The sequence below is a fragment of the Cohnella baijiui genome, assembly GCF_020731285.1.
GTDB lineage: Bacteria > Bacillota > Bacilli > Paenibacillales > Paenibacillaceae > Cohnella.
Map to the genome: position 1 here is coordinate 83,880 of NZ_JAJFOW010000009.1, position 22,316 is coordinate 106,195.

General features: G+C 58.9%; 25 protein-coding genes and 1 riboswitch. Of the genes, 8 read left to right on the forward strand and 17 right to left on the reverse strand.

The genetic code is table 11. The features are described from left to right. Positions 1-206 precede the first annotated feature (206 nt). Positions 207-545 carry a VOC family protein gene (locus tag LKX83_RS11985; protein WP_227882502.1) on the reverse strand — a complete coding sequence of 113 codons (339 nt, stop codon included), beginning with the start codon at positions 543-545 and terminating at the stop codon, positions 207-209. A gap of 247 nt (positions 546-792) precedes the next feature. Between LKX83_RS11985 and LKX83_RS11990 the strand changes: the two genes are divergently transcribed. Beyond that, positions 793-1,317 carry an SRPBCC domain-containing protein gene (locus tag LKX83_RS11990; protein ID WP_227882503.1) on the forward strand — a complete coding sequence of 175 codons (525 nt, stop codon included), beginning with the start codon at positions 793-795 and terminating at the stop codon, positions 1,315-1,317. A gap of 72 nt (positions 1,318-1,389) precedes the next feature. On the opposite strand, the gene LKX83_RS11995 is transcribed toward LKX83_RS11990, so the two are convergent. The 3 genes from LKX83_RS11995 to LKX83_RS12005 form a co-directional block, all read right to left on the reverse strand. Further along, positions 1,390-2,637: an alpha/beta fold hydrolase gene (locus LKX83_RS11995; RefSeq protein WP_227882504.1), complete on the reverse strand. Its 1,248-nt coding sequence runs from the start codon at positions 2,635-2,637 to the stop codon at positions 1,390-1,392. A 225-nt stretch (positions 2,638-2,862) separates the two neighbouring features. Then, complete coding sequence (locus tag LKX83_RS12000; protein WP_227882505.1) at positions 2,863-3,393, reverse strand: DinB family protein; 531 nt, start codon at positions 3,391-3,393, stop codon at positions 2,863-2,865. Positions 3,394-3,470: 77 nt separating this feature from the next. Continuing rightward, positions 3,471-4,043 (reverse strand): DJ-1/PfpI family protein, encoded by a 573-nt coding sequence (locus LKX83_RS12005; protein ID WP_227882506.1) that lies wholly within the window; start codon positions 4,041-4,043, stop codon positions 3,471-3,473. A 57-nt stretch (positions 4,044-4,100) separates the two neighbouring features. Further along, a riboswitch (ZMP/ZTP riboswitch) is annotated at positions 4,101-4,180 on the reverse strand. Positions 4,181-4,366: 186 nt separating this feature from the next. On the opposite strand from LKX83_RS12005, the gene LKX83_RS12010 reads away from it, so the two are divergent. Continuing rightward, on the forward strand, positions 4,367-4,606 hold the full coding sequence (locus LKX83_RS12010; RefSeq protein ID WP_227882507.1) for a hypothetical protein: 240 nt from the start codon (positions 4,367-4,369) through the stop codon (positions 4,604-4,606). 338 nt (positions 4,607-4,944) lie between these two features. On the opposite strand, the gene LKX83_RS34325 is transcribed toward LKX83_RS12010, so the two are convergent. The 7 genes from LKX83_RS34325 to LKX83_RS12040 all read right to left on the reverse strand — a co-directional run bounded on the left by LKX83_RS34325 (position 4,945) and on the right by LKX83_RS12040 (position 13,839). Continuing rightward, positions 4,945-5,469: a carbohydrate-binding protein gene (locus LKX83_RS34325; protein ID WP_370639068.1), complete on the reverse strand. Its 525-nt coding sequence runs from the start codon at positions 5,467-5,469 to the stop codon at positions 4,945-4,947. Continuing rightward, the gene (locus LKX83_RS12015; protein ID WP_370639069.1) at positions 5,466-6,587 is read right to left on the reverse strand and encodes a glycoside hydrolase family 5 protein; all 1,122 of its coding nucleotides are present in this window, start codon (positions 6,585-6,587) and stop codon (positions 5,466-5,468) included. Before LKX83_RS12015 ends, LKX83_RS34325 begins: the two co-directional genes overlap by 4 nt. Before the next feature lie 30 nt (positions 6,588-6,617). Next, positions 6,618-8,186, reverse strand: a complete 1,569-nt coding sequence (locus tag LKX83_RS12020) for a response regulator (RefSeq protein WP_227882508.1) — start codon at positions 8,184-8,186, stop codon at positions 6,618-6,620. After that, positions 8,179-10,077 carry a sensor histidine kinase gene (locus tag LKX83_RS12025; protein WP_227882509.1) on the reverse strand — a complete coding sequence of 633 codons (1,899 nt, stop codon included), beginning with the start codon at positions 10,075-10,077 and terminating at the stop codon, positions 8,179-8,181. The genes LKX83_RS12020 and LKX83_RS12025 overlap by 8 nt, the downstream gene beginning before the upstream one ends. A 97-nt stretch (positions 10,078-10,174) precedes the next feature. Continuing rightward, on the reverse strand, positions 10,175-11,863 hold the full coding sequence (locus LKX83_RS12030; RefSeq protein WP_227882510.1) for a type 2 periplasmic-binding domain-containing protein: 1,689 nt from the start codon (positions 11,861-11,863) through the stop codon (positions 10,175-10,177). 104 nt (positions 11,864-11,967) lie between these two features. Then, entirely contained in the window at positions 11,968-12,855 is an 888-nt protein-coding gene (locus LKX83_RS12035) for a carbohydrate ABC transporter permease (RefSeq protein WP_227882511.1), read from the reverse strand. 15 nt (positions 12,856-12,870) lie between these two features. Next, positions 12,871-13,839 carry an ABC transporter permease gene (locus LKX83_RS12040; protein ID WP_227882512.1) on the reverse strand — a complete coding sequence of 323 codons (969 nt, stop codon included), beginning with the start codon at positions 13,837-13,839 and terminating at the stop codon, positions 12,871-12,873. A 321-nt stretch (positions 13,840-14,160) separates the two neighbouring features. Between LKX83_RS12040 and LKX83_RS12045 the strand changes: the two genes are divergently transcribed. The 4 genes from LKX83_RS12045 (at position 14,161) to LKX83_RS12060 (ending at position 16,811) form a co-directional block, all read left to right on the forward strand. Next, positions 14,161-14,742, forward strand: a complete 582-nt coding sequence (locus LKX83_RS12045) for a TetR/AcrR family transcriptional regulator (RefSeq protein ID WP_227882513.1) — start codon at positions 14,161-14,163, stop codon at positions 14,740-14,742. A 45-nt stretch (positions 14,743-14,787) separates the two neighbouring features. Further along, on the forward strand, positions 14,788-15,987 hold the full coding sequence (locus tag LKX83_RS12050; protein WP_227882514.1) for an MFS transporter: 1,200 nt from the start codon (positions 14,788-14,790) through the stop codon (positions 15,985-15,987). 147 nt (positions 15,988-16,134) lie between these two features. After that, entirely contained in the window at positions 16,135-16,500 is a 366-nt protein-coding gene (locus LKX83_RS12055; protein ID WP_227882515.1) for a DUF6864 domain-containing function, read from the forward strand. Next, complete coding sequence (locus LKX83_RS12060; RefSeq protein WP_227882516.1) at positions 16,497-16,811, forward strand: hypothetical protein; 315 nt, start codon at positions 16,497-16,499, stop codon at positions 16,809-16,811. Before LKX83_RS12055 ends, LKX83_RS12060 begins: the two co-directional genes overlap by 4 nt. Before the next feature lie 13 nt (positions 16,812-16,824). On the opposite strand, the gene LKX83_RS34330 is transcribed toward LKX83_RS12060, so the two are convergent. The 6 genes from LKX83_RS34330 to LKX83_RS12090 all read right to left on the reverse strand — a co-directional run bounded on the left by LKX83_RS34330 (position 16,825) and on the right by LKX83_RS12090 (position 20,034). Continuing rightward, positions 16,825-16,956, reverse strand: coding sequence for a HepT-like ribonuclease domain-containing protein (locus tag LKX83_RS34330; RefSeq protein WP_227882600.1), 132 nt, complete (start codon positions 16,954-16,956; stop codon positions 16,825-16,827). A gap of 24 nt (positions 16,957-16,980) precedes the next feature. Continuing rightward, positions 16,981-17,271, reverse strand: coding sequence for a nucleotidyltransferase family protein (locus LKX83_RS12070; RefSeq protein ID WP_227882517.1), 291 nt, complete (start codon positions 17,269-17,271; stop codon positions 16,981-16,983). Positions 17,272-17,313: 42 nt separating this feature from the next. Further along, positions 17,314-17,703, reverse strand: coding sequence for a hypothetical protein (locus LKX83_RS12075; RefSeq protein ID WP_227882518.1), 390 nt, complete (start codon positions 17,701-17,703; stop codon positions 17,314-17,316). Between the two features lie 29 nt (positions 17,704-17,732). Further along, the gene (locus LKX83_RS12080; RefSeq protein ID WP_227882519.1) at positions 17,733-18,167 is read right to left on the reverse strand and encodes a VOC family protein; all 435 of its coding nucleotides are present in this window, start codon (positions 18,165-18,167) and stop codon (positions 17,733-17,735) included. A 78-nt stretch (positions 18,168-18,245) separates the two neighbouring features. Next, complete coding sequence (locus LKX83_RS12085; RefSeq protein ID WP_227882520.1) at positions 18,246-18,653, reverse strand: GNAT family N-acetyltransferase; 408 nt, start codon at positions 18,651-18,653, stop codon at positions 18,246-18,248. 133 nt (positions 18,654-18,786) lie between these two features. Continuing rightward, positions 18,787-20,034, reverse strand: a complete 1,248-nt coding sequence (locus LKX83_RS12090) for a mechanosensitive ion channel family protein (RefSeq protein ID WP_227882521.1) — start codon at positions 20,032-20,034, stop codon at positions 18,787-18,789. A 169-nt stretch (positions 20,035-20,203) separates the two neighbouring features. On the opposite strand from LKX83_RS12090, the gene LKX83_RS12095 reads away from it, so the two are divergent. Together LKX83_RS12095 and LKX83_RS12100 are read left to right on the forward strand one after the other, a co-directional pair. Next, the gene (locus LKX83_RS12095) at positions 20,204-20,884 is read left to right on the forward strand and encodes a response regulator transcription factor (RefSeq protein ID WP_227882522.1); all 681 of its coding nucleotides are present in this window, start codon (positions 20,204-20,206) and stop codon (positions 20,882-20,884) included. Then, complete coding sequence (locus tag LKX83_RS12100) at positions 20,881-22,266, forward strand: sensor histidine kinase (RefSeq protein ID WP_227882523.1); 1,386 nt, start codon at positions 20,881-20,883, stop codon at positions 22,264-22,266. The genes LKX83_RS12095 and LKX83_RS12100 overlap by 4 nt, the downstream gene beginning before the upstream one ends. The last annotated feature ends 50 nt before the right edge of the window (positions 22,267-22,316 follow it).

Here is a 22,316-nt window from a genome sequence, read left to right on the forward strand (position 1 = left end):
CCAGGGCAAGTCTTCCGAGTGGACGATCCGCTCCGGAAGCTGAAATGGTTCGGCCAATTGTCAGGATTTCACTTCTTTTTCCAATATAACCTGCTATTGCCCCTCATGGTCAACCCCTTATTGCCGTGTATATAAGAAAGGACCGAACGCAACCTCCGCCTGGAGTCGTTCGGTCCTTTCGCTTTTATTCGACCGGATGATCCCGTTTAAGCCAGCACTTCCACTTTGAACCCGCCAGGCGCATCTACGTAGAAGGTCCATCCGTGCGCGCGACGCGGAGGCGCGACGTCGTAGCCGTCCTGCAAGAGCTGCCGATGGATCTCGTTCACCCGCTCCTCGTTTTCCTGGGCGAAGCCGATATGAAAGGTTCTTGGGTAGCTCACCTGATTGTCTTTCATCAACGTCAGCACCAGGCCGTCGTCATCGAACATCGCTGCAAACGCGTCTCCGCGTTCTCCGGCGACCCGCAAGCCGAAGTACTTTTCTAGAAACGCCCGAGCAGCCGGCACATCCGTCACCGTCAGATTGACATGATTGAGCTTCATGCCTTCACACCTCTCCTCAATTTGTTTGTTTCATTACCTATCCTATTACATTCATGCAAGTGACAACCTTGAAGGCCGTAAAACGCAGATGGAGCGCGAAAAGCTTTGACACGTCCTTGAAGGCTTTCCATACAGGTTTTTGCGGCTTCATTAAATATTCCTTTACAGGAATATATAGATCGCATATAGTAGAACTAGCAAGAGATTCGAATCCAAAATCTCATCTCACCTTCAGGAGGAATCGATCATGGCGGCGCAAAACGGAATGGACAAGATGTTTTATCGGGTAGAGGGCCGTGAATTAACGCTGGAGCGAACTTTTCAAGCGCCTAGAAGCCTCGTATTCCAGGCATTCTCGAATCCCGAGCATCTGAAGCGGTGGTTTAGCCCGAGCGGCTGGACGCTGTCGATCTTTAATTTCGAATTCCGTCCCGGCGGGACATGGCACTACTGCATGAAATGCACCGACGAGAGCCAGCCGTACTACGGCAACGAGTCCTGGGGCAAAGCGATCTATCACGAGATCGCGGAGCCGGAGCGCATCGTCTACAGCGACGCCTTCTCCGACGCGGAGGGCAGCGTCAACGAGGAGATGCCGGCCGCGATGATCACGCTCACGTTCGTCGAAGAGGGCGACAAGACGACGAAACTGGTCAATCATGCGCAGTACCTGTCTGCGGACGCGCTTCAGGCCGTGCTGGATATGGGCATGCTCCAGGGCGTCACCGACACCTGGAATCGCCTGGAGGAAATGCTGGCGGAGCTGCAGTAAACGGGACAAACACGAATCGAAAAGAAACCGCCTTGGGGCGGTTTCTTTTCGTAGCGGCTCCGGGAATGCCTCTCATGGCGCGCCCTTAAATGAAACCGGCGGCGTCTGCGATTCATAGAAATCGTACGGCGGCTCTCCGTCCGATAGAAATGCACGAACGGCCGGCCAGACGATGTCGGGTTGATCCTGATAAGCGTTGTGTCCCGCTGCTTCGACATAGAGCAGTTGGGCTTGCGGCAACGCCTTCCGATAATCCATCGCGGAAGACCACGACAAGTAATCGTCCGAGCCCTTGATGATCAGAGCCGGGACGGGATGCATTTTCAGCATGGGACGAATATCGGTCGGTTCCACAGCCGCACGGGATTGCGGAAATTGGTTGGCGTAGAACCCCATTCCGTAAACGGGATGATCGCTCTTGTTGCCCGCTGCGTGCAAGGCCGGTTCGGTAGCGGCATACACCCGATCAAAGCGCGCGTCCATCTCTTCGTCCCCGGCAAACGCGTGCGCCGCCTTCGGGTTGATCTGCAGCAGGGCATACGCGAACAAGACCCTCGGCTGCAGCAACAAGCGGTACAGTTCGCGCCGATCCGCCCCGGCAAGCCTGGCGGTCAGCTGCGCATCGCTACGATCCGAAGAATCGATCGCGCCGGGTGACGACAGCACGGCACGGGCTACGCGTTCGCGATATTGAGCCATATAGTGAGCCGCGATCTCGCACCCGTAGGAGTGTCCGACAAGGATCATCCGTTCGGCACCGATGCGCTGCCGGATGGCTTCAAGATCCGCAACGTCTCTTGACAACTTGTAGCCTCGGGGATCCTGAAGCCGCGACGATCTGCCGGCGCCCAATTGGTCGTAAACGTACACATCGTACCCGATGGCCGCGAGTCTCCCGAAATAGGCTGCATCCCCGGCCATATCGGGCGTAGCTGGCCCTCCGTGCAGGAACACGATGGGATCGGGCCGCTTCGTGCCCTTTCCCGCAATCAGCTTGTAAGCAATCGTGGATCCGGTCGACAGCTCCCAATAGCGCAAGCCTTCGATCGGATCGGGAGGGTGCTGCGGATCATCCAACGGTTTGAGCAGCGCGAAGGCGGTAAGGGCTAGCAGGATCGCACCCAACGCATAAGCTGCTCGAAACCGCTTCGAACGCTTGTGACGCCGGTAGACGTAAGCGATGCCCGTGCCAACCAGAATCGCGTAAACTGCAGCCCCGATCAAAAGAAACAACAGCGGCACGGGCGTCAAGGAAGCCGCCGCCAGCGACGCGGCGATTCCGGCGATCCAAGCGACGATACCAACCAACAATCCAAACATGGTCCGCGCTCGCTCCTTTGCTAACGGCGTCTCCCCGTCATCTCGTCTCCGGTCCTTCTATCCGCAGCTCGGCAACTCTATATTAACAGAATCATCGACGGAGGATTTCTTACGCATTGCCAGATCGGCCGTAGAGTGAGCTGCGGGTACTTGATCTTCAAAAAGCAAAATCGGCCACCTTCTGCTCGAAGGTGGCCGTTCGCATTTCGCCGGCGGACGGGGTTGTCAGAGGAGGGCCAGAGACGGCAAATAGCGTTCCCGCACCACGTTCAGATGATGAAGCGTATGGCCCAATATAAAATAGGCCGTCGCGGCCGCCGTGTTCCGAACCTCGTTGACCGTACCTGCTCGGCTCAGTTCCTCCTGCGTCAACCCGCGCACCAGCGCGACGGTGGCTTCGCGCACGATTCGATATTCCTCCAGCAGCTCAGCGAACGGACGCCGGTCAAATTGCGTCCCGTTCACGAACAATTCCGGATGTCGCGGAAGCGGCGTCCGATCCCCTCTGGCGATGCACATCAGCCGATAGGCGGCGATTCGCTCGGTATCCATCAGGTGACCCAGCAGCTCTTTCAGGCTCCATTTGCCTTCCCCGTAACGATACAGGCTCCGCTCTTCGCCTAGCGGCCCGTAGATGTCCAGAACTTCCTGCTTCTGCTCCTGCAGCATCTGTACCAGATCGCCTTCCGGCACGCCGTCGATGTAATAGCCGCTATTCGGATGATAGTCGCCTTCCACGGGCTTGGGTGTGATCATCTTCATCTACCGCCTATTCTTCTAACCAGTTCCGTAGAGTGCTCTTATTGTAATTGTCGTACCTGCTTGATGCAAGCTTAAACCATCCCCGCATAGTACGGATAATCCATCTTCTCCTGCACCTGGCGCGAGACCTCCCGCCCGACCAGGGACTCGACGACGTACAACCCCAGGTCGATCGAAGCCGACACGCCTCCGCCGGTGTATACGTTCCCGTCGCGAACATAGCGAGCCCGAACCACCTCGGCGCAATAGGGCTCCAGCAATTCATAAGCCGACGGATTGGTCGTCGCCCGCTTCCCCTCGAGCAGCCCGGCGGCCCCGAGGAGCAGAGCCCCGGTGCAGACGGATACTTGATACGTCGCGCCCTGTGCGGTTCGGATCCAGGAGACGAACGCAGGGTCGAACCGAAGCTGACGGGTCGCGTAACCGCCGGGGACAAAGACCAGATCGTAGTCGGACAGGTCCGGCAGGACGCGATCGGCCCGCATGCGTAGCCCGCGGTCGTCGACGACCTCCGCTTGGTTGGCGCAAAACGCCCAAGATACGTCTTCCTTGGCCTTTAGGATGCCTAGCCAGGTGATCGCCTCATAGAACCCTACAAAATCCATCGTCGTCATGCCATCGAACAGCACGAATGCCATCTTCATCCCTCGCCACCTGTCCTCTCGTCGGAAATTAAAAAAGCATACGATCCGAGGATCGAATGCTTTTGCCCAGGCGTACGGCGTTATGAAAGATGCGCTCCCTCGTGGTTCTCCACGTTACGCCAGTCGCGCATCCCGCATTCCAGTAATTGTATTCATTGTAAACCGGGTCCTGAGAATCATCAAGCGCGATTTAGGTCGGGTACGAGAAGAAGTCCAACCCTGCCTGCGCGTACGACGTCTGCGAATCCGGACCTTCTCGCGTTCCGGCCCGCGTCAAACGTCTATAGATACGGGCGTACTCGGACCGGCCCGCGTTCGGCGTTATGGCCCCGGTCTTCCCGGACCGGCCAGCGTTCGGCGTTATGGCCTCGGTCATCCCGGAACGGCCCGCGTTCGGCGTTATGGCCCCGGTCTTCCCGGAACGGCCCGCGTTCGGCGTTATGGCCTCGGTCATCCCGGACCGGCCAGCGTTCGGCGTTATGGCCTCGGTCATCCCGGACCGGCCAGCGTTCGGCGTTATGGCCTCGGTCATCCCGGACCGGCTCAAATTCACTTTAGGGTAAATGTACAACTAATTTCGCCGAAAAGCCCGGATATGAACCGATTAGATGCAATCGTACAACTAATAAGGACCATTAAACGGAAATTCGCCCAAATTCGATAAAATAGGTGTACAAATGCAACTAAGTGTCTGTTTAGGCTCTCTCGAACGGGAATTAGGTGTACAAATGCAACTAAGCGTCTGTTTAGTCTCTCTCGCACGGAAATTAGATGCACAAACGCAACTATACGTCTGTCTAGTCTCGTACACGGAAATGGGGCCTACAAACGCAACCAAGCCGGGGCGCGAGCGCAACCCCAGCATGCGTCCCGGAGATCGTGATCGCATACGCGACGCCCATCAAGCCTCGAAGCTCAACGATTCGACGCGCACGGCTCCCTCCCTCGCGGCGACGACGACCCGGTGCGTTCCCGCCTCCAGCGCAGGCAGGCGGTCGGCCGCGGCGATTCGCTCCCACGCCGTGCCGGGGCGGAGCTCCGCCAGCGGACGGCCGTCCAGCGTCACGGCCGCGACGCCGGCGCCTGCGGGCGTGCCTAGCTGCAGGACCAGCCGATACACCGTCCCCAGATCCACGCCCCCGGCGACGTCGCCCCCGTCCGATCGCACCGTGAAGTCGTACGCCGCCCACTCCCCGGGCTTCAGCTCGAGGCACAAGCCGCCCTCGGTATCCCAGCGATGCCAGCCCGGCGTTTCCGGCGGCAGCCTGGGACGTCCGTCCAGATACCGGATTTCCATGCCATCGTCGCCGCGGTAGCCGCTCTTCCATTCCGGCATGCCTTGCCTTCCGAAGCTCCGGCCTTCTCCTTCGTAGCCATAGTGGATCGCCGGAATGCGGACCGGGATCCGCCGGAACAGCGCGTTCACCACCTCCTGACGGTACGTGCAGGCGGCCAGAGGCAGACCATCGAGATAGGCCCAAAGGATGCGGCGGGCCTCCTCCGGCGACGGCTGCGGTCCGCCGTCCAGATATCGCCCGAGCTTGTCCCAGCCCTCCGGCATCGCGACCGAGCACGGCGAATTGATGGTGTCCATCTTTTTCCACGTCCAAAAGTTCCAGCTGATCCCATGATCTTCGAACAAGCGGAACGCGCCCGCGTACCAGTCGAGGTCGTTCTCCCCGCCTTCGCCCATGAAGATCGGCACGTTCCACGCTTCCCGGAAGTCGAGGTATCTCTGGATGCTCTCCGGTTGTTCCAGTACTTGTGGAACTGGTAGAGCACGTTGCCGTCGAGCGGCTCGGTGAAGATCGACCAGTCCGTCGACCAGTGGACGCCCTCGAGGATGATCAGGTGACGGTCGTCGACTTCGCGGATCGCCCGGATCATGTCCCGGTACAGCGGCTCCGCCTCGCCGTGATACTGGCCGTGATAGTCCGGAAGCGGCTCGTTCAGCAGGTCGTAGCCGGCGACGATCCACTCGTCCCGGTAACGCTCCGCCAGCATCCGCCACATGTCGATGGCCGCTTGGCGATAGGCCGGATCGATGTACAGCTCGGGCTGGTCGCGCTCGGAGTCGTCGATGTTCGCCCCCGTCTGTCCGCCCGGCGCCCCGTGCATGTCGAGGATGACGTACAGCTTCCATTGGCGGCACCAATCGATGATCCGGTCGAGCAAGCCCAGCGCGTATTCGCTGTAGCCTTGGGCGTTCCGCTCTCCCTCCAGCAGCATGCGCGCGTTAAACGGCACGCGGACGGAGTTGAAGCCCTCCTCCGCGATCCGCCGGATGTCCTCCTCGGACGTATAGCGGTCATGGTACGTCCGCCAAAACGCTGTCGCCTCCTCCTGCCCGATCAGCTCCGCGATCATCCGCTCGATCCGGCGCGGACGGTCTCCGCCCTCGGGCAGCTTCCACATATAGCCCTCGGGGAGCAGCCAGCTCCCCAGCCCGGGCCCGCGCAAGATCAAATCCTCTCCCCGTCCGTTGACCAGACGCTGCCCTTGCGCTTTCACCCAGCCTTCGACCTCTAGTCGACGCCCGTTCATCGTTTCCCTCCTTGTCCTCTTCCGCCCCGCTCAGCTCCGCTTCGTGCCGTGCGGCTGCTGGCGGCTGCGGTAATCAAGCGGCGTGATGCCCTCCGCTTCCTTGAACACCCGCGTAAAATGCTTGACGTTGTCGAAGCCGGACCGCTCGCTGATTTCGTACACCTTCAAGTCCGAGCCGACGAGCAGCTCCTTGGCTTTGGTCAGCCTGAGCTTGCGCAGATACGCCGAAAAGCTCTCTCCGGTGTACTCCTTGAACGCCTGGCTGAAATACGTGTAGTTGAGCGAGATGTGGTTGGACACGACGGCCATGTTCACGTCGCTCGCATAGTGCTGCTGCAAATATTCGACGGCCTTCTGCATGTCCTTGCGTTCCGCGTGCGCGCCGCGGACGCTGCTCACGAATTCGTCCAGCCGCTCCAGCAGCTGCTCGACGTGGCGGTAGTAGTCCTCGAAGCGCTCGAAGTTCTCGATATGCCCGGCCCGCCGATACAAGCGCAAAATCTCGATGGACTCCTCGCCGTAGCTGCGGAACACGCTGTCGAACACCTCTTCGTTCAACGAGCGGCTGATTCCCTCCAGATAGCCGATCTCGCAGCGGCTCACCGTCCGGATGTCCAGAATCTGCTGCAGAAGCCGCTTCATCTCCGGCAGCTTGCCCGTTCCGAGCAGGTTGGACAGCCGGCGGATCGCCTCGATCGGCTGCGGACACCCGGTGCCGCGTTCCGCGCCCCGGCCGGCGATGCTCTCGTAGGCGAGCAGGTCGGCCTCCGGATGGAGGAGGAAATACTTCATCGTCTGGCGCGCCTGGCTGTAGGCTTGGCGCAGCTGGACCATCCCCGCGGTTCCGGCGCTCAGGGCGATCCGAACCGGCAGCAGTGCATGTCCGCCCAGACGTCCGGTGAGCCGGCGAACGAGCTGCCTGTCGGCCGCGACCAGCACGAGCAGCCCGTCCCGATCCCAGCTCAGCGCCCATTGCCCTCCCTCGTCTGCGAGCAGTTCTCTCAGCCGTTGGGATAGCCCCGCCGTATCTCCGCCGTCGGACTCCGGCGCCCGGGCGAGAGCCACCTGGTACCCCTGCTCCATCCACCCGAGCCCCGCCTCCGTCAAGCGACCACGGATATCGTCCGGTTGGATGCGCTCCTGCGAAAGGACGTATGCGAGCTGCCGGGAGGCGTCCGCGGTGTCCTCGGCGCCCGCGGACGCCTCTCTTTCCCGCTCCCGGCGCCGCTCCGCCTCCTCTTCCAGCCGCTCGAGCGCGGCGAACAGCTCCTCGCGCACGATCGGCTTCAGCAGATACTCCTTGGCCTGGTATCGAATGGCCGCCCGCGCGTAGGGGAAGTCGTCGTGTCCGCTCAGGATGATAACCGCCGGTGCGGCGGGCATCTCCTGCAGCCGCTCCAGCAGCGCGATCCCGTCCATGACGGGCATGCGGATGTCCGTGATCATGATGTCGGCGGACTCCCTCCCGAGCAGCTCGAGCGCTTCGGCGCCGTTCTCGACCAGGAGAAAGTCGTACCGGTCCGCATACTTGCGCTCGATCATGGCTTTGAGGCCCAGACGGATATTTTTCTCGTCGTCGACGATCAGCAGCTTAGGCATCCTGCCGCTCCCCTCCCGTCAAGATCAGATGCGGCAGCGTCATGACGACGCGCGTGAAGCTCCCCTCCACGCTCTCCAAGCGGATGCCGTACTCTCTCCCGTAGCTCATCTCGAGTCTGTGATCCACATTGCGCAGCCCGATGCCGCTGCCTTCTCGTCGTCCCGTCTCCATGCGGCTGCGCAGCTCCTGATAATCCGCCTCCTCCATTCGGAGCATACCGGAGAGCATCCGCAGCCGCTCCTCCGGGATGCCGGCGCCGTTGTCCGTCACCTCGATCACGCAGGTCTCATACCGGATGCGGGCGGACAGCGTGATCGCCAGCTTGCCGCCCGGCGCGTCGCTCCGGTTCATCCCGTGCTTGACCGCATTTTCCACGATCGGCTGCAGCGACATCTTGAGCACCTCCTGGTCGAGGCAGTCCGACGCGATGTCGAGGTGCAGCTCCAGCCGTCCGTCATATCGGATATTCATGATGGCAATATAGTTCTGAATATGTTGAATCTCGTCGCGCAAGCGGACGTGGCTCCGCGTCCACTGAAGGTTGTATCGCATCATACTTCCGAGCGAGGTGAGGGCGTCCGAAATCGTATACTGTCCCTCGATCTCGGCCAGCATCTTCAGGTTCTCCAGCGTGTTGTACAGGAAGTGGGAGTCGATCTGGTTCTTGAGCGAACGCAGCTCCGCCTCCTTGGAGGCGGCCTGACGATTCACCTGGTCCACGATCAGCTCGTTGATCTTCCTCAGCAGCTGACGGTAATGGTGGCCGAGCTCGCCCACCTCGTCCCCACCCGTCACGGGCACGTCCACGTGAAAGTCCCCCCTGCGAATCTTCTTCATCGAATCCCGCAGCACGCGCAGGCGCTTCAGGATGATGGATTGCATGAAGTAGGACAGCAGGCTGAGCACCGCGACCAGCACGATGATCATGACGACGAAGTTGCCCCGCGTCTTGCGGATGTCCGCCATCGTGTCGCTGCGGTTGACCAGGTTGACCAGATGGACGTCCAGCTCGGGGATAAACGTCTGGATGGCGAGATAGGACTGCCCGCCCTCCGAGAAGGCGGAGGTCCGGTTGCCCGCCGCTTCCGACAGCTGAACGTGGCGCAGCAGCGCAGAGGCGGACTTGTCCTGGAAGATCGGCGCTCCGCTGTCCGTATAGACACTGCCGTCCCTCGTCACGGCGAGCAGCCGGGAGCCCGGATCCTGCACGCTGCTGAACGTCTTGGTGAAGAAGTGCTTCAGCTCCATGCTGACCTCGAGGATGCCGTTGTGCGTCTTGTCGTCCGGGTATTTGAACTCTCGCAGGAGCGAGACCATCGGGGTTTCCCCGTTCGCGCCCATCGACGTGTCCGACAGCAGCTCTCCGTCCTTTTGGACTTCCCACCAGACCATGCCTTGCTGCTCCTGAACCGTCCCGTACCAAGATTTACCCCGGATACGGGCCTCGTCCAGCACGACCGGCCAAAACTCGTGGACGTACGGATTGTCGGTGAACAGGCGAATGTTGGTGATTCGCGGGTTGTTGAACAGGAATAGCTGGAACATGTTGAACGTCTTTGTCTTGAATTCCAGCAGCAAGGAGGTGTCCATATCCTCCTGCGATTGCAGGTAGTCGTTCATCTCCCGGTTGGAGAGGGCGATCTGCCCCGTCCACTCCATCAGCTCCATATTGTTCTGAATGTTCGTGCGCTCGATGTCGAGGATGCTCTCGTTTTTTTTGGTCAGCTCCCGGATCGAGTAGTCCGACACGCCACGCAGCGTATACCAGGCGAACAGCAGCACCGGCACGATAATGATCAGCACGAAGGAGGAGATGAGCTTCACCTGCAGCGGCTGGCTTCCGATATATTCGCGGACGGCCGTCATCCGCTGCTTTCCCGTTCTAGCCACACCGACTTCACTTCCTGGACGATGATGGGACAAGCCCGGCGCCCGCCCCTCGGAAGGGGTTGGACGGCCAGGCTTGATTTCGATCTTGTTGGACCCGTTACTTGTCGAGCGCCTTCAGCTTCTCCAGGTTGGTCTCGTACGCCTTTTGGCGGTAGGCGTCGATCGCATCCTGCTCGCTGCGGTCCTTCAGGTATTTATTAAAGATCTCGTCGAATTCCGCGTCGGACTTGGCGAGAATCATCTTCGGCAGGGCCTTGCCCCACAGACGGCCGTTTTTGCTGCCCGCCACGCCTTCCTTGCTTGTCGCGGGCGGATCGAGGTTGTCGAATTCGGCCATGCTGATGGACTTGCCCTTCGTCCAGTCTTCGAGCTGCTTGGCCGGATCGACGCTCGGCGGCGCCCATTGCAGGTTCATGTTCGTATCCATGAGCATCCAGTAGGTGTAGGAAGCTCCGTACTTCTGGTCGAAGGCGGTACGGTCTTTGTTGAGCAGCTCCAGCACTTCCGGCTTGAATTGGTCTTTGCCGTCTATCGTATCATAGGTAACGCCTTTTTCGCCGAGGAACATATCTTTGTTGCCTTCTTCGCTGATCAGGTAGCTCAGGAAGGCGATGGCGCGTTTCTTGTCCTTGACGTCCTTGGAGATCAGCGTGACCGTCCAGCCGGAGATGCCGGGACCCGACAGCGTCTGCTGGTCGCCGCTCGCGTTTTTCGGTCCGTCGATGGCGATGTACGCCGTGTTCGGATCCTTTTGGTACAGGCTGAGGTTCTGCGCCGCGAAGTCGGAGCGCTGGTACAGCATCGCGAAGTAGCGGCCTTGCGCGATCTTCTCCTCCATCTGCGGACGCTTGTCGATGAAGATGTCCTTCGCGAGCAGGCCGTCCTGGTTCGCTTGGCGGAACACCTTCAGCCACTTGAGATACTCCGGATCCTGACGGCGATCGTACAGCTTGCCGTCCTTCTCCTGCGGGATGGCGAGGAAGTTTTGCAGATAGCCTTCCAGCGAATAGTTGCCCGTGTCGGTGAATTCGTGCAGTCCGATCGGAATCAGAGGCTGGCCGTTCACTTCCGGGAACTTCTCCTTGGCCGCCTTCAGCGCGTTCAGGAAGCCTTCCGGCGTGCTCATGTCCGGCTTGCCCAGCGCTTCGTACATATCCTTGCGGACGGCGAACGTCTGGTTGGACGTGAAGTTCTCGCCGTACTTCTCGTAGTCGGCCGGGGAGGACGAGGCGTTCGGATAGCCGTATACGTTGCCGTCTTCTTTCTTGTACCAGCCCAGCTTGGCCGGATCGGCTACCTTGAAGAAGTAGGGATCGTACTGATCCGCCAGCTCGTTCAGCGGAAGCACCAGCTTGCCTTCGGTCATTTTGCGGACGGCTTCCTCGTACCAGCCGAGCGTGATGAAGTCGGGCAGCTTGCCGGAAGCCATCATCGTGTTCAGCTTTTCGTTCTCGTTGCCGGCCGGAACGATGAAGTTCAGTTTGACGCCGGTTTTCTTGGTGATGTACTCGGCGGTGGCGTCGCCGCCCCACTTTTTGTTGAACCAGCTGAAGTTGATGTACCAGTCGAACGTGATCGGCGACGTATCCTGCTGCCAGGCCGGCGCGTCTCCGGACGGAGACGCAGATGCGGATGCAGTAGCCTCCGTACTCGCCGAAGGCGAACTTGTGCCTTCGGACGGACCGGCGTTGCTTCCGCCGTTGTTTTTGCCTCCGGAGCAGGCCGCTGCGGAGAGGGTCATGGCAAGCGCCAGCAGCGTCGTTGCCACTTTACGCGTCGTTCCCATTGAGATGCCCCTTTTCGATAAGTGATAAGTGCCTGTATATATCGATCCCGGGTTGCCGGGATGGATACCGTCGTTTGATGCTTCGACCATGCTGCGAATCGCGCTCAGCCCTTAATGGAGCCGATCATGAAGCCTTTGACGAAATACTTCTGCAGGAACGGATACACGATGACGATCGGCGCAGTCGTCACGATCATCGTCGCCAGCTTGAGCGATTGGCTCGTCACGGTTTGCGCGACGCCGCTAGGCATCGCCGCGAGCATCTGGTTGGAGCTCGACTGGGCGACGACCCGGTAAAGGAACGTCTGGATCGGCTGCAAGTCGGTGTTGTTCATATAGATCATGCCGGTGAAGTAGTCGTTCCATTGGTATACGCCGTGGAACAGGGCGATCGTGGCGACGACCGGCATGGAGACCGGGATGATGACCCGCAGGAAGATGACCATATCGTTGGCCCCGTCGATCTTCGCCGCCTCCTCCAGCCCCGCCGGGATCTCCCGGAAAAAGCTGAGGAAGATGACGAGATCGAAAAAGCTGAATGCGGCCGGGATGATATAAACGAGGAAATTGTCCAGCATGCCGAGGTCCCGAATGAGCAGGTAGTACGGAATCAGGCCGCCGCCGAAAAACATCGTGATCGTGCCGATGATCATGTACAAGTGGCGTCCGATCAGCTCCCTGCGGCTGAATGCGTAGGCGACCATCGCGGTGAACAGGACGTGGACGAAGACTCCGATCAACGTCTTGGCGACCGTGATCCCCATGGCGGTCATGATGCCGCTGCTGCGGAAGACGGCATGGAAGCTCTCCAGGCTGAACTGCCTAGGCCACCAGTAGATGCCGCCCCGCATCGCGTCCGTCCCGTCGTTGAACGCGTTCACGATGACGTACCAGACGGGGTACAGCGTGAGGAAGCAAATGGCGAGCATCAGGACGCCGTTGGCGATGCCGAAGGCCGCCTCGCCGGTGGTCTGGCGTTTGAAGGTCAACATGAGGCCTTGCCTCCTTTAGAACAAAGAGTTGTTGTTCAGCTTCTTGGTGACGAAGTTCGCGCCGACGAGCAGGACAAGCGCGATGACGGACTTCAGCAGGCCGACCGCCGTAGAGTAAGAGAACCGGCTGTCCACAAGCCCCGTCTGGTAGACGTAGTAGTCGATAACCGTGCTGGCGCTCTCGTTCAACTGGTTGCGCAGCACGAGGATCTGGTCGAAGTTGGAGTTCAGCACGTTGCCGATCGCCAGGATGAGCAGGATCGTCACCGTGCCCATGATGGACGGCAGGGTGATGTGCCGCATCTTCTGGATCCGCCCCGCGCCGTCGATCGTCGCCGCTTCGTAGTACTCCGGCGAGACGCTGCTGATGGCCGCCAGGTAGATGATCGCAGACCAGCCGAGTTCTTTCCAAATATCCGAGACGATGATGATGGTCCAGAAATATTTAGGTTCGGCCAAGTAGTTGATCGGCGCGTCGATGATGTTCAGGCCGAGCAAAATCTTGTTGATGATGCCTACGTCGGACAACCAGGTGGCGAGGATGCCCCCCAGGATGACCCAACTCAGGAAGTGGGGCAAATACGTGATCGTCTGGGTCCACTTCTTGAAGACGACGGAGCGGACTTCGTTCAGCAGCAGCGCGAACAGAATCGGCAGCGGAAAGCCGATGATAAGCTTGATGAGGCTGATACCCAGCGTATTGCGGAGGACGGTGAGCAGCATGTCGTCGGACAGAAACTCCTTGAAGTGGTCCAGTCCGACCCAAGGCGCCATCGACATCGGGAAAATGATGTCGTACTCCTTGAACGCGATGATGATGCCGTACATCGGAATGTAGTTGAACACGATCATCCACGCGACGCCGAGCAGCGCCATCACCTGCAGGTACCGCTGGCCGTACAGCTTTCTCAGCCATTTTTGCCCTCTCGCCTTGCCCGTCTCGGTCCGTGGAGCCGGAGCGCTCGCCTCTGCCTCTGTCTTCATTGCTGCCGCACCTCAACCTTCCTGGTCATTCCGCACGCGGCCGGACTCGTCCATCCTCTGCGGACGGCGAGACCGTCAAAGCTTGCTTCCCCGCGCTGTATAGAGTCATTGTAAGCGCACGACATTTCCTAGAACAGGTATCGCATTTTAGGTATGGTTACTATTTTTCGGGTCCATCACGCCGGAGCCGCACGCCTTCGCCGGTTAATCGACGAATCCGAAGGGCAGCTTAGGTGGGAGTCGCTCCGCGCTTGCCTTTCGGATTTTCTTTTGGTATGATGACTGACGAACGTTCGTCAGGTAAATCGAGGAGGGTTCGTATTGAAAAGCGACGACATCAAAGCGGCCGCGCTCAAATATTTCGCCGTTCACGGGTACGAGGGGGCGTCCCTGTCCCAAATCGCGGATGAAGTCGGGATGAAGAAGCAATCGCTTTACGCGCATTTCAAAGGAAAAGACGATCTGTTCATGCAAGTTTTGCGGGACGCGAAAGAGACGGAAATGTCTTTTACCCTTCCGTATTTCAATCGCGCGGGTACGCAAAATCCCGAGGACATCCTGCACGCGTTTTTGCGCCAGACCGTCGAGCTTTTTCAAAAAGACGAACAGCTGAAGTTTTGGCTGCGCGTTTCCTTTTTTCCGCCGGCCCACTTGGCCGAAGCGGTCGGCAAGGAATTCGCCGATACCGAGGAGAAGGTTCGGACGGTTCTCCAATCCGCATTTCAACGTTGGTCCGAGGCCGGCGCCATTGCCGACCTCCCGGCAGACACGCCTGCGCTCGCCTTCATGGGCATCATCGACTCCTTGATGCTGAGTCTCGTGTACGACGACGACGAAAAAAAGCTGATGGATAAGCTGGAAGCGTTGTGGACCGTTTTTTGGAGAGGCATTTCGCGCCGGTAATTTTGGAATTTGAACGAGGGAATTCATTTGAACGAGGGAATGATAATGAATAAAACGATAAAAGAACAAAAAGCGGTCCTTCTTCTGTTGCTCAGCAACATCTTTATCGCCTTTCTCGGCATCGGGCTCGTCATTCCCGTCATGCCGTCCTTCATGGACATCATGCACTTGTCGGGAAAAACGATGGGCTATCTGGTCGCGGTATTCGCGATGGCGCAGCTGCTGATGTCTCCGCTCGCCGGACGGTGGGTCGATCGTTACGGCCGCAAAAACATGATCGTCGTCGGCCTGATCCTGTTCGGGGTGTCGGAATGGATCTTCGGAGCGGGCACGCACGTCGCCGTGCTTTATTTCGCGAGAGTTCTCGGCGGTTTCAGCGCCGCCTTTATTATGCCCGCCGTCACAGCCTATCTGGCGGACATCACGTCCGTTGAGGAGCGGCCCAAGGCGATGGGCTACATGTCCGCCGCCATCAGCACCGGCTTTATTATCGGCCCCGGCATCGGCGGCTTTCTCGCGGAATACGGCGTCCGCACCCCCTTCTACTTTGCGGCGGGGGCGGCTTTCATCGCCTGCATTTCGTCCTTGTTGGTTCTAAAGGAACCGCTGACCAAGGCGCAGCTCGCGGAAATGGCCGCGCAGGCGGACGAATCGACCTTTATCCGCGATCTGGCCAAGTCGCTGCAGCCGCTCTACTTGATCGCCTTTGTGATCGTATTCGTGCTCGCCTTCGGCCTGTCCGCCTACGAAACCATCTTCAGCTTGTTCAGCGCCCACAAATTCGGGTTCACGCCCAAGGATATAGCCGTCATCATTACCATCAGCTCCATCTTCGGCGTGATCGTCCAAATCTTTTTGTTCGGGAAGATGGTGGACCGGCTCGGGGAGAAAAAGCTGATCCAGATCTGCTTGATCGTAGGCGCGGTATTGGCGGTGGCCGCCGTCTTCATCGCCGGCTTCTGGGCCGTGCTCGCGTTGACGTGCTTCATCTTCCTCGCCTTCGACCTGCTGCGCCCGGCGCTGACGACGTTCTTGTCCCGCTCCGCCGGCCAAGAACAAGGCTTCGTGGCCGGGATGAACTCCACCTACACGAGCTTGGGCAACATCATCGGACCGGCGATCGGCGGCGTGTTGTTCGACATCGACATCAACTATCCGTACCTGTTCGCCGCCGTCATCATGGCCATCGGCCTCGGCATCACCTTCGCGTGGAAAGAACGGCGTTGGGGGGAGATGTCGGGCTAGCGCGCCCCGGCCGAGCGAAGCGAAGGCACGCGATCCAAAGAGCCGTCCTCCCTGCATCGGGAAGACGGCTCTTGTCATGCGGCGACGAATCGCTTCGTAGAATGAAGCATAAGGCTCATACCTAAGCGGGCACCCGGAGGGAGCGCCATGAAAATTACGTCCGGCGGATTCGAAGTCGTCTACCACGGCAGAGTGTTCGCCTATGGAATGAATCCGATCGAGATCGTCTTGTCGGAGGAGCACGAGCCCCTGAAGTTCGTATTCTGTCTCGAGCGGGAGCCGGAGCGGGACGACTTCATGACGGACATCCGTCTTGTTCGCTACAACGAGGTGCGGATCGCCTGCGTCAATTTTCCCCGGGGCAAGCCGACCGGCAACCACGACCTGATCCACCTCGGCGTGCTGGACAACCGCAAGCTCTCGCTGCGCTACGAAGTGACGATCAACATGGACGCCACCTCGTGGTCGCTGACGTTTACGTTTTATGCGGGCGAGGGGGTCGCGGGATCATGAACAAGCTCGAGATCCAGGATCCAAAGGTCGCCAGCAAAATTATCGCCGCGAACGCCGAGAACGAAAAGCGCAAGGCGGAGCTTGGCTTTCTCGGCAAGTTTTTCGGTTCGGGGGACAATGTCCGCCTGTATATCGTCGGCACGATCGCGCTCGGGGTGCTGCTCATCGCGCTCGTCTACACCCTGACGCCCGAGCGATTCCGCTCGTCCGACTTCGGGCTGAAGGAGCTGTGGACGCTCGTAGTGCTTCCCGTCGAGTCGACGATTATCGGCTATCTGATCGGATCCAAGTCCAAGGACGGCGGCGGGTGAGAACTTTTAGTCTTCATTCCGATAATGCTTTAACTTGTACTAATATTCGTGGCAATTCTTGTTTTACAACGCCCCAGACGATTTTAATATCTACGCCCAAATAGTCATGAATTAAAACATCCCGTAAGCCTGCATTCGACGATATGGGTCAGATACACTTGATCGTCCCTCATAGCTGTATAGCCTCGTGAAGAATTTGATCTTTAAGCTTCCAGTGGACGGCGTTTTCGGTTACCACATCAACGGATCTATTCAATAATGCCTCGAGGTCATGCTTAAGCCGAATCAAATCAAAAAGAGTCCTATGGTCTTCAAATTCAACCAAGAAATCGATGTCGCTATGCTCATGATCTTCTTCTTTGGCGACGGATCCAAATACGCTTATTTTCTTGACGCCGTTTATTTGGGCAATTCGGAGAATCGTATCCTGCTTGGATTCAACTAGCGATTTCAAAGACATGGACCTTCACCTCCACTAACAGTATAGCACTGATCATGAAGATTAAGCATGGGGACCGGCTCCGATCTCCTTCTCAAAAATCAAGATGACCTCCGCCGGCCGGTGCTTGGCACGCAGTTGCTCCTGGATGGACTTGGCGAGCCGGCCGTCGGGGATGCGGACGCGTTCGAATTCCTTCCTCGCCAGACGTCTGGTCTCGTCGAGATTCACGGCGATGCCTTGAAGCTGCGCGGTCCCGGCTTCCCGCCGCGAAGGCGCGCCATAGCATACGCCGACCAACTCCCCCGCCAAGAACGCCCCGAGATACCAGTCGCGGCCGGCTTCCATTCGATTCGCAAAATCGGCCCTGCTCTCCCGATCCAAATACTCGCACTGGAAGGCATAGGCGCTTGCATCGTCTTCTTCGCGGACAGGCCTTATATCGACGTCCACTTGGTCCTTCCTCCGTTCCCCAACGTCGGTCACTCGTTCGCGTTCGTATCCCTGATTTCCAAATCGTGCGGGTTGTACATGATGCCGAGCACATTGCCGAACGGGTCCGTGACGGAAGCGGTGACGAACCCTCCTCCGCGACGGGTAACCGGTTCGTATTCCTCGGCTCCCATCGCCTTCAACTTCCGGAAGGTGGCTTCGACATCATCCACATGCCAGTACATAAGGGCACCGCCCGGCCCGTCCATCGCACGCGCGGGAGCGAACCTGCGATCGATTAGGCCTAACTCGTGCTGATAGTCGCCAAGACGAAATTCGGCGTATGCCAGCCGCCCATCAGGTCCGGAACGTTCGAAATACGGCGAGATTCCGAGCAGCTCCGAGTACCAGGTCTTAGCCGCCTCCACATCCTCCGCCCAGTAGCTGATGGTTGCAAAGCCTCGCAACGTTTGATTCATGCCCATTTTTCCTCCTCAGACGCTTCTGATTGATTTTCTTACCTTCATCCTAAACACCTCCTATTGACAACAGATTTCGGTTCGCTAAATCGCCTTGGTGAGCAAAATTTCCAACGGTTCGTTCTCCAACAGCAGGCAGCCCGCGTCCTTGTAGCCCAATTTGCGGTAAAAATGCTGCGCCTCCTCGTTGGCCAAGGTGGAAGTCATCAGCAGCTTGTGGCCCTGCTTTTTCATTTTGCTCTCCCAAAAGAGTGCCGCGCGCTTGCCCGCTCCCTGCTTCCGGTACGCTTCGTCGATCCAGATCATGTTCATAAACGGCGTGTTGTCCCAGAAGTACCCGTACCTTAACCAGCCGATGTTCGTTCCATCTCCGTCCCGCAGCATATAGATTTCGTTCGCGCGGATTTTGGGCCGGATCAACGGTTCCAACAGATGCCTGTCGCGCTCCAAGAGGTAGGCGTAGTCCGATTCCCGCGCCGGTTCGATCTTCATGGGCTTCCTCTCCTTCCGTCTTTACTTTTGAACCACGGCGACCCACTCCCCCCACCAATCTACCGGATGGACCTTCGACCCTCCTTGCAAATGCCGCGCCGTTTCTGCTAGGGCGGGGGATTATTCCATCATCCTATCGCGCGGCCGCGTCCGCGTGCATCATCCGCTGCATATCATGCCCAGACGGGCTCTGGAAGACGCGAAGCCCGAACGCCGGCGCGATCGCCAGAATGTGGTCGAAGATGTCGGACTGCACGCCTTCGTAGACGGCCCAAACGGTCACATTCGTAAAAGCGTAAATTTCGACGGGAAGCCCCATCTCTCCAGGCGCCAGCTGCCGGACCATGCGGGTCATGCCCTGGTGAATCATCGGATGGTGCTCCAGATAGCGCTGGACATACGCGCGGAACACGCCGATGTTCGTCATGGCCCGCCCGTTGACTAGGGACGAACGGTCGACGGCCCGCTCCTCGTTGTGCCGGTCGATTTCCTCCTCCTTCTCGATGAGGTAATCGCGCACGTACTCGATTTTCTTGAACGCCCGAATCTGCTCCGGACTGCAAAAGCCGATGCTGCTCATATCGATGTAGATCGAGCGTTTGATCCGCCTTCCTCCGGCGTTTTGCATGCCTCTCCAGTTTTTGAACGAGTCCGAGATGAGCGCGTAGGTCGGCAGCGTCGTAATCGTCTTGTCCCAATTCTGCACCTTGACCGTATTCAGAGAGAGATCGATGACGTCCCCGTCCGCGCCGTACTTGGGCATCTCGATCCAATCGCCGACGCGGACCATGTCGTTGGACGCCAATTGGATGCCCGCAACGAGACCGAGCAGCGAGTCTTTGAAAATCAACATCATCACGGCCGACAATGCGCCAATCCCGCTGAGGAGAATGAGCGGACTTTCGCCGATCAACCTGGAGATGACCAAAATGCCGCCGATAAGGAATACGAAAATCTTCACGACCTGGATGTAGCCTCTGATCGGCCGACTCTTGGAGATTTCGAACGTGGTATAGATGTCGTTCGCCGCGCTGAGCAGGGCATCCAGCACCCCCAGCGTCACGACGATCAAATAAATGACGACGCCTTTTTCGATCCATAGCTGATAGGAGGGGAAGCTAAAGGAGAAATAATAGAGAATGAGCACAGGAACGATGTGGGAAAGCTTCTGGACCACCTTTCGTTCCAATATGAATTGATTCCACCGGAATCGGTTGCTCCGTATGTAGCGGGTGACGATCTTCAGCACGACCTTCTTGGTTGCAAAATTGCCCAGGATGCTCAGCGCGACGATGCCGACAATGAGGATGGCGCTTGCCGTAAAGCTGGCCGCGTCCGCCTTCATTCCCAGATCGGCGAGCAGGTCTTTCAGGTAATCCATGTCTTCCTCCCTCAAAAAGAAAATGCTCGCCTTGGCACCCACCGTCGGTGCGCAAGGGAGCTTTTAGGTCGATGTTATCGGAAAGAATCGTCCTCCGTCAACCCTGTTCTGTGCGCGGCTCTAGCTGCTATAATATGTCAGAGCAACTTCGAAGGAGCGCAGCGCAGCCATGACGAAAATATTGATTGCCGACGACGATCCCCATATTCGCGAGCTCATGAGTCTGTTTCTGCGGAATGAAGGCTTTGAAGTGGTCGAAGCGGAGGATGGCGCGGGAGCGCTCGAGCTCATCGAGGCGTCCGGCATCCAACTCGTCATTCTCGATATTATGATGCCTACGATGGACGGCTGGGAGCTATGCAGAGAGATTCGTAAGCGGGATGCCGATCTCCCGCTGCTCATGGTGACGGCCAAAGGCGAAGCGGCTCACCGGGTCAGAGGCTTCCAGCTCGGCAGCGACGATTACTTGACCAAGCCGTTCCACCCGATGGAGCTGGTGATGCGCGTCAAATCGCTGCTGAAGCGGTATCGGATCGCCTTCTCTCAGGTCATTCAATTGGGCGGAATCGTGCTGGACGGCCGCAGCAACCAGGTGATCCGCGACGGCGTGGAGTCGGCCATTCCCCTGAAGGAGTTCGAGCTGCTGTTCAAGCTCGCCAGCCATCCCGGGCAAATCTTCACCCGGGAAGCCCTCATCGTCCAGATTTGGGGGATGGATTACGAGGGCGACGACCGGACGGTCGACGTGCATATCAAACGGCTGCGGCAGCGTTTTGCGGGAGATACCCGTCATTTTCACATCGAGACGGCCCGGAGCCTCGGCTATCGGCTTGTGGTGCAGGCGCCATGAAGACCTTGTACGTACGAATCGTGCTGACCTTTCTAGCGATCATCGTTTTCAGTCTGCTGTCGTCCGTTCTTATCGGATTTGCGCTTTTCCAGTCCAAGCTGAACCACCTCGGACAAGCGGAAATGACCGCCGCCGGCGAACAGGTGACCCATCTCTACGAGCGGACACGGCCGCAGGATGTCGACGGCTTCCTGACCGACGTTTCCCGCCTGATCTCCTATCCGCTGGTTTTGTTCGGCGAGTCTGACCCGCCTAAGACGTTCGGTCCGGTGAAAGCGGAGCGCATCGGCGCCATTGCCCCGGAAGCGGTTCGGCAGGTGCTGCGCGGACAGCCCTACCGTTCGGCTATCCAAGGCATCGACGAACTGGCGGTTGGCCTTCCGCTGGAGGTTCAGGGCCGCACCTACGCCTTGTTTCTATTGACCTCCTCCAAAAACGAGAGCACGATCCTTCAATTCATATCGACGTTGCTGGTGCTGGTGCTGGCTGCCGGGAGCTTGTGCATTCTGGTGGCCGCGAGATACTTGGTGAAGCCTTTGCGCACCTTGACGACGGCGACCCGGGCGTTGGCCAAGGGCCGCTTCGACGTCGAACTCAAGCTGAAGCGGAAAGACGAGTTGGGGGAGCTCGCCCGCAGCTTCAACGAGATGGCCCGCGATCTCAAGCAGCTGGAGGGGATGCGGCAGGACTTCGTCTCCAACGTCTCGCACGAGATCCAGTCGCCGCTAACGTCCATCTCCGGCTTCGCCGAGGCGTTGAAGTCCCCGGAGCTGGTGACGGAGGAGAACCGGACCCGTTACCTGGATATCATTGTGGCGGAAAGCGAACGGCTGTCCCGGCTTAGCGACAACCTGCTGAGATTGGCTTCCCTGGAATCGGAGCACCACCCCTTCGAGGCGCGGACATTCCATTTGGACGAAAGCATTCGCCAGGTCGCGGTCGCGACGGAACCGCTATGGGCGGCCAAGCGGCTGACCCTCGATCTGAAGCTGCCTCCCGCGCTCAAAATCACGGCGGACCCCGACCAGCTTAATCAGCTCTGGACGAATCTGCTCGGCAACAGCATCAAGTTCACTCCGCCCGGCGGCCGGATCACGATGGAGCTGGTTGTGCAAGGCGACACCTACATGATCACCGTCGCGGACACGGGCGTCGGGATTTCCCCCGAGGATCTCGGCCGCGTCTTCGATCGCTTCTACAAGGCCGACCGCTCCCGCCGCGGCGGAAGCGGGAGCGGTCTTGGACTGTCCATCGTCCGGCAGATCGTTCATCTGCACCAGGGCCGGATCGAAGCCGCCAGTCTTGTCGGGCAGGGCACCACCGTCACGGTGACGCTCCCGCGGAACGCCGCGCCTCTTCGTCCGCCGAATGAGGAGATATAGCCTTTCCCGCTGCGGATTCGCGGCAACCGTTCACGCTCCGTTCATATTTC